The sequence below is a fragment of the Mesorhizobium sp. M2A.F.Ca.ET.067.02.1.1 genome (assembly GCF_004023285.1).
GTDB lineage: Bacteria > Pseudomonadota > Alphaproteobacteria > Rhizobiales > Rhizobiaceae > Mesorhizobium.
On sequence record NZ_RZSB01000269.1, the window covers coordinates 1 to 7,185 of the forward strand.

Genomic DNA, 7,185 nt, shown 5'->3' on the forward strand with positions numbered 1-7,185 from the left:
TCTTTGTGCTGATCGACGGCTGGAACCTTCTCGTCGGCAGCCTGGTGCGATCCTTCACTTGAAGCCGCAGAGGCCGGCGCCGGATCCGCGCTCGATTTTTGCGCAATATATTTTCGATTAACCCTGCGATTTAGCGCTTTGGTAGGGACTGGCCCGCATATTGCTCGCAGATGGCGGGTGATCGGGTTTCACAGATCATTGGCATGATGCCGCACCGTCATACCGGACACGCCGGTATGTCAAAAAATCAGTGTAAAAATAGGGTACGAGTACCATGGCCAGTATCATGACCAACGCCTCGGCGTTGACCGCTCTGCAGAGCTTGAACGCCACCCAGAAGAACCTCGACACCACCCAGGCCCGCATCTCGACGGGCTATCGCGTTTCTCAGGCTTCCGACAACGCCGCCTACTGGTCGATCGCAACCACGATGCGCTCCGACAACCAGGCCATGTCCACCGTTTCGGACGCTCTCGGCCTCGGCGCCTCGAAGGTCGACACGGCCTACACCGGCATGGACAGCGCGATCAGCACCATCAACCAGATCCAGCAGAAGCTGACCGCATCCTACGGCCAGACCGACGCGTCCAAGGAAAAGACCCAGGTTGAAATCAAGGCTCTTCAGGACCAGCTGAAGGCCTACGCAGACGGCGCCACCTTCTCCGGCACCAACATGCTGTCGGTCAACAGCGGCGCCACCGCCACGAGCGCGGCCGACGTCAAGATCGTTTCGGCTTTCAACCGCAGCTCCACCGGCGCGGTTTCGATCTCCACGATCGACGTCAACGTGGAAAGCATCAAGCTGTATGAGGCTGGCACCGCGGCAGGTGTGTCGAAGGGCATCCTCGACGCCAACCGCCTCGGCACCGACGGCAGCGTTGTGGCCACGGCCTCGGCCCCGACCCTCGGCGCGGCTGCGGTGGCCACCGACACTTACACTGTCGCCAGCCTGAAGATCTTCTCCGGCACCACCGCTGCCAGCGACACCCAGATCCAGGCGATGATGAACGTCGTCGATGCCGCGCTCAAGTCCATGACGAACGCTGCGACCAAGCTCGGCGCCGCCAAGAGCTCGATCGACCTGCAGAAGACCTTCACCTCGAGCCTGATGGACTCCATCGATCGCGGCGTCGGCCAGCTCGTCGATGCCGACATGAACAAGGAATCGACCCGCCTCCAGGCTCTGCAGGTTCAGCAGCAGCTCGGCGTCCAGGCGCTGTCGATCGCCAACGGCTCGTCGCAGTCGATCCTGTCGCTCTTCCGCGGCTGATCGCTCTATACTGACCACGCCAAAGCACCGGGCCGCGCCAAAAGCGCGGCCCGATTTGCGTTTGCTCAAGGCTCGCGCAACCCTCGTTTCTTAACTTCTCCGAAGCCGACTTTTAACAGGCCATTAACCATATCGCGCTAGGTATGGTTAACCAATTGATACAGGTTGTCGAATCGGCCCGCCCGGCACGATCGCAACCGATGGGCAGGTCGAGGCCTGCGTGGCATGCCGGCTTTTGAGAAGGAGCGAGTTTCTTGGCGAGCATCATGACGAACGCTGCGGCATTGACCGCACTTCAAAGCCTCAACGCCACCAACAAATCGCTCGAGCAGACGCAGGCGCGGATCTCGACCGGCTACAGGGTCTCCGAGGCCTCCGACAACGCCGCCTACTGGTCGATCGCTACCACCATGCGCTCCGACAACTCGGCGCTGTCGACCGTACAGGACGCGCTCGGCCTTGGCGCCTCGAAGGTCGACACCGCCTATACCGGCATGAATAACGTCCTTTCGACGATCGGCCAGATCAAGACCAAGCTTTTGTCGGCCGTCGGCCAGTCGGATGCCAACAAGGCCAAGACGCAGACCGAAATCACCGCGCTCCAGGCGCAGATGAAATCCTTCGCCGACGCCGCCACCTTCTCCGGCTCGAACTACCTTTCGGTGACGTCCACGCAGGTGGCAGCCGCCAATGACGGCGTCCAGCCGGACGCCAAGATCGTCTCTTCGTTCAATCGCTCTTCGTCAGGCGCCATCTCGCTTGGAACGATCGACGTTAATGTCGAGAGCACCAAGCTGTTCGATTCCGGCCTCGCCACGGCCGTCAAGAACCAGGGCATCCTCGATCGCAAGACCTCGATCTATTCCACGGCCGCGGACCAGTCGGCGTATGACGCCGCCTATGCCACCGCGATCGCCGGCGGCGCTACCGACATCGCCGCCAACACCACCGCCCAAGCCGCGGTGACGGGCACGCCCGTCAAGATCGACAACGTCTCCGCCTTCAATCTCGACATCACGGCAACGGGCGTGACCGACGATATCATCACGCAGATGGTCACCAAGATCGACAACGTCATGAGTCAGCTTACTGACGCCGCCACCGTGCTCGGCGCCGCCAAGAGCTCGATCGACCTGCAGAAAACCTTCACCCAGAGCCTGATGGACTCCATCGATCGCGGCGTCGGCCAGCTCGTCGATGCCGACATGAACAAGGAATCGACGCGCCTCCAGGCGCTCCAGGTCCAGCAGCAGCTCGGCATCCAGTCGCTGTCGATCGCCAACAGCTCCTCGCAGTCGATCCTGCAGCTGTTCAAGAACGGCTAAGTCGCCTGCTCACCTTCGACCGACGAAAAGGCCGTGTCTGAAACGCGGCCTTTTTCGTTTCTCGGAAGGAAGTTGCGCGTTCGGCATCTTGCTGGCTCTTTGCCGGCGCGCCCTATCATCCTCGCACAAGCTTCGCGGTCTAGTCTTCCGGCGGACAGTCGTGCTGGGAGCCGTTGAATCGTGCCGGAACAGATCCAGAGCATCATCGCGAATTTCAAGAGCTTCGGCGTGCGGCGTCTGGCGCTCATGGGCGGCATCGCGGCCCTGGTCATGGCCGTCATCGGCATCGCTTCCGTCTATCTCAATCGCCCGGCCTATGAGACGCTCTATGTCGGCCTCGAGCGTTCCGACGTGAACCAGATCGGCCTTGTGCTGGCCGATGCCGGCATCGGCTTCGATGTCGGCTCCGACGGCACTTCCGTGCTGGTGCCTGCCGGCACCACCGCGCAGGCGCGCATGCTGCTCGCCGAGAAAGGCCTGCCGACCAGCGCCAATGCCGGCTACGAGCTGTTCGACAATGTCGGCTCGCTCGGCCTCACCTCCTTCATGCAGCAGATCACCCGTGTGCGCGCGCTGGAAGGCGAGATCGCGCGCACGATCCAGTCGATCTCCGGCGTCAAGGCGGCGCGCGTCCATATAGTCATGTCCGAGCGCGCCAATTTCCGCCGCGACGAGCAACAGCCCTCCGCCTCGGTGGTCATCCGCTATACCGGCAACGATGCCGAGAAAAGCGCCATGTCGATCCGTCATCTGGTTGCGGCGGCGGTTCCCGGCCTCTCGGCCGACAAGGTCACCGTGCTCGATTCCAACGGCAATCTGCTGGCCGCCGGCGACGATCCTTCCAACACGAGCGCCGCGCGCACGCTGGGGGTCGAGCAGACGGTCGAGGCGCAGATCGGCGACAACATCCGCCGCGCGCTCACCCCCTATCTCGGCCCCGACAATTTCCGCGCCAGCGTCAAGGCTGACGTCAACACCGACAGCCGCCAGACCGAGGAGACGATCTTCGATCCGAACTCGCGCGTCGAACGTTCGGTGCAATCGGTCAAGACCAACGAGGCCAGCAACCAGAAGCAGGCTTCGACCCCGACCAGCGTCGAGCAGAACCTGCCCGAGACGCAAACGACCAGCACCGAGGGGCCGCAGTCCTCCTCGCAGAACGACCGCAAGGAAGAAATCACCAACTACGAGATCAACTCCAAGAAGATCGCGACCGTTTCGAACGGCTACACGGTCAACAAGATGTCGATCGCGGTCGTCGTCAACCAGGATCGGCTGAAGACCATCCTCGGCAAGGACGCCACGCCGGAGCAGATCGCCAAGCGCGTCGCCGATATCCAGAAGATGGTGGCGTCGGCGACCGGCTTCGACGACAAGCGCGGCGACGTCATCGACGTGTCGGCGGTCGAGTTCATCAACGGCCTCGACGGCGAGCCGATCGAACAGCCGGGCATCCTCGCCTCGATCGGCACCCATACCGGCACGCTCATCAATGCAGGCGCCTTTATTGTCGTTGTTTTCCTGGTTGCCTTCTTCGGCCTGAAGCCCATGGCCGCAGCGCTGACGGCATCGGCAAAGCCCGCGGCCATTGCCGGCCCAAGCTTCGATGATGTGCAACGCTCGCTGCCGACGCCCGACGCGCCGGTCGCCGCGATCACCGCCGAGACACCGCCGCTACCCGGCGCGCGCGCCGGCGCAACCCCGCTCGATGATCTGCGCCAGAAGATCCGGCCGGCGCCGCAGGAGCGGCTTGCCCGCATGGTCGATCTCAATGAGGAGCGCACCGCGCAGATTCTGCGCAAATGGGCTGCCGCCCCGGAAGCCGTGGGTTAGGCCATGGTCTCGGCGGCCCTCTTCGACCTCCTGCCCGATTTCGGCTCGCGGACCCCGTACGCCAGCCAGGCGGCGACCCCGCGCGAAGCCGCGCATATGCCGGCCGCGCCGGCACCGCACGCGCCACAGGCCGACATCGGCGCGCTAATCGCCGAGGCGGTGGCCGATGCGGAGGCCACGCTCGAGGCACGGCTTGCGCTCGCCCATCAGGCCGCGCTCGACGCCGAGCGCCAGGCCAGCGACGATGCCGCGAGAGCCTTTCTTGAAAGCTTCGGCGGCGACCTCGGCGCCGCTGTCGCCACGCGCATCGACGCCATGGAGCAGCGCGTTGCCGAGCTTGCCGGCGCGACTGTTGCCCGCATCATCGGCGGCCTTCTCAGCGACGACCTGCAGGAACGTTCGCTGCAGGCCCTTTCACGCGCCATCGCCGCCGCGGTCGCGGACAACGAGGCCGTCCGCATCGGTGTTCGGGGACCGCTCTCGCTGTTCGAGCCGCTGAAGGCGGCGCTTGGATCCCGCGCGGCCAATCTCGACTTCGCCGAGGCGCCGGGCTTCGACCTGACCGTGAGCATCGACGAAATGGTGTTCGAGACGCGTATCGCCGAGTGGTCCGCGTCCTTGTCCGAGGTTCTGTCATGAGCGCCATCGACCATGCCGAGCCCCGGCACGAGATCATCATCGTCAAGCGCAATCACGACGGTCATGACGATGATCACCATGGTGGCGTGTGGAAGATCGCCTTCGCCGATTTCATGACGGCGATGATGTGCTTCTTCCTCGTCATGTGGCTGATCAACGCCGCCAACGAGCAGACCAAGGCAGCCGTCGCCAGCTATTTCAATCCGGTCGAGCTGATCGACCGCAATTCCAGCCGCAAGGGCCTCGAGGATCTCGGCGACGGCCCGAGCAAGGTCGGTTTGACCGCGGACAATCCGCAGCAGGGCGCGACCAAGGCGGGCGAGGACGGCAAGGGCGGCGCCGGCTCGTCCGAACGCCGGCAGACCAAGGACGGTGCGCAGGATGCGCAGCTTTCCGAAGAAAAGCTGTTTGCCGATCCCTATGCGGTGCTGGCGGAGATCGCCGCTGATACGGGGGTGCTGCAGAATGTCAGCGCCAAGGGCGAAGGCGGCGCCCAGACGGCCGGCCCGGCGACCGGCGCTTCCGGCGGCGAATCCTATCGCGACCCCTTCGCGCCTGATTTCTGGTCGCAGCAGGTGGCGGCGCCTGGCGCCGAGGCCACCGCCGAACGCGCCAAGATCGATGGCGATCCCGCCAAGCCTGGCGAGAAGGTCGCAACGGTCGCGGTGCCGAAGGCAAAGGCCGCTCCGGCGGCTCCCCCGATGACGGCCGCGCCGCTGGAGCCGCTGGCAACTTCGGAAAAGACCGAGGCCAAGAGCGGTCAGAAGGCCGCGCAGGGCGAGGTCGAAAAGCCGTCGGGTGAAGGTAACAAGACTGACAAGGCACAGGGCGGGAAAGCCGAAGCCGACAAGCGCGAGGCCGCGGCCGGCGACACCAAAGCCGAAGCGGCGAAGGCGGAAAAGACCGAACAAGAGCAGGCCGCCGACAAGGGCGGCAAGGCGCCGAGCAAAGCCGCCCTCCAGCAGGCCGCGGACATCAAGAAGGAACTCGCCAAGGCATTCCTGCCGGGCGAAAAGCTCGCCGACGGCGTCTCGGTCGAGGCCACCGACAAGGGGGTGGTCATTTCGATCACCGATCAGCTCGATTTCGGCATGTTCGAGATCGGCTCGGCCATGCCGCGCCGCGAGCTGGTGCTGGCGATGGAAAAGATCGGCCACATCATCAACGAGAAGAAGGGCACCATCACCATCAGCGGCCACACGGACGCGCGGCCGTTCCGCAGCGACACCTACGACAACTGGCGGCTGTCCACCGCGCGTGCCCATGCGGCCTACTACATGCTGGTTCGCGGCGGCGTAGACGAAAGCCGCATCACCGAGGTCGCGGGCTTCGCCGACCGGCAGCCCAAGATCGCGTCCGATCCGATGGCGGCCACGAACCGCCGCATCGAAATCCTGATGACGGCCGGCGGATGAAGGCCAGAAGCATCATCGGCGGCGCGATCGCGCTGCTATTGCTTGCGGCGGGGGCGCCCTCGGCGGCCTTCGCGCAGGACGTGCTACAGCCTTATCAGCTGGTGCGTTCGCTGCAGCTGATCCAGGACCGCATTGCCGGCGGTGATCATGCCGCGCTGCCGATGCAGGCGAAGCTCCTCGAAATGATCGACGCCCGGATGCGCGATGCCAATGCCGAGGACTTCAAAGAGCCGAAGAATTTCCGCGCCTTGCTGGTCTACGGCATGAGCGGCGGCAATCCGGTGACGGTCGCGGCGGCGGCTTCGCGCGCGATGACCGACCCGCAAAGCCTCGCCATCGCCAAGGGCGTCGTCGCCTATCTGAACGGCCGGCCGGCCAATGCGATCGAAATGCTGAAGCCGATCGATCCGATGAGCGTGCCTCCGGACATCGGCGCCTTTCTGGCGCTGGTCAAGGGTTCGCTGCTTGCGGCCGATGACCCTGCCCAGGCGCTCGCCCTGCTGGACGAGGCGCGCCTGCTCAGCCCCGGCACGCTGGTCGAGGAAGCGGCGCTTCGCCGCTCCGTGGGCATCGCGGCCGCGCAGGGCGACGCCGCCCGTTTCGCGCTGGCGTCGACCCAATATGTCGCGTCCTATCTCTACTCGCCCTACGCCAGCCAGTTCGCCGATGCCTTCGTTTCCGGCGTCATCACGCTGCATATGGC

At 64.6% G+C, this 7,185-nt stretch carries 5 protein-coding genes and 1 pseudogene; all 6 read left to right on the forward strand.

Annotation, left to right across the window (positions count from 1 at the left end):
- Positions 1–274 precede the first annotated feature (274 nt).
- Positions 275–1,270: a flagellin gene (locus tag EOA28_RS18710; RefSeq protein WP_127250713.1), complete on the forward strand. Its 996-nt coding sequence runs from the start codon at positions 275–277 to the stop codon at positions 1,268–1,270.
- Between the two features lie 254 nt (positions 1,271–1,524).
- Positions 1,525–2,595: a flagellin gene (locus EOA28_RS18715; protein WP_127250714.1), complete on the forward strand. Its 1,071-nt coding sequence runs from the start codon at positions 1,525–1,527 to the stop codon at positions 2,593–2,595.
- A 180-nt stretch (positions 2,596–2,775) separates the two neighbouring features.
- A complete protein-coding gene (fliF, locus tag EOA28_RS18720; RefSeq protein ID WP_127250715.1) occupies positions 2,776–4,428 on the forward strand; it encodes a flagellar basal-body MS-ring/collar protein FliF in 1,653 nt (550 codons plus the stop codon).
- Between the two features lie 3 nt (positions 4,429–4,431).
- On the forward strand, positions 4,432–5,067 hold the full coding sequence (locus EOA28_RS18725; protein WP_127250716.1) for a hypothetical protein: 636 nt from the start codon (positions 4,432–4,434) through the stop codon (positions 5,065–5,067).
- Positions 5,064–6,482: a MotB family protein gene (locus EOA28_RS18730; protein ID WP_127250717.1), complete on the forward strand. Its 1,419-nt coding sequence runs from the start codon at positions 5,064–5,066 to the stop codon at positions 6,480–6,482. Before EOA28_RS18725 ends, EOA28_RS18730 begins: the two co-directional genes overlap by 4 nt.
- Positions 6,479–7,185: pseudogene (locus tag EOA28_RS18735) on the forward strand (chemotaxis protein MotC); the annotation flags it as partial. The gene EOA28_RS18730 and the pseudogene EOA28_RS18735, both read left to right, overlap by 4 nt.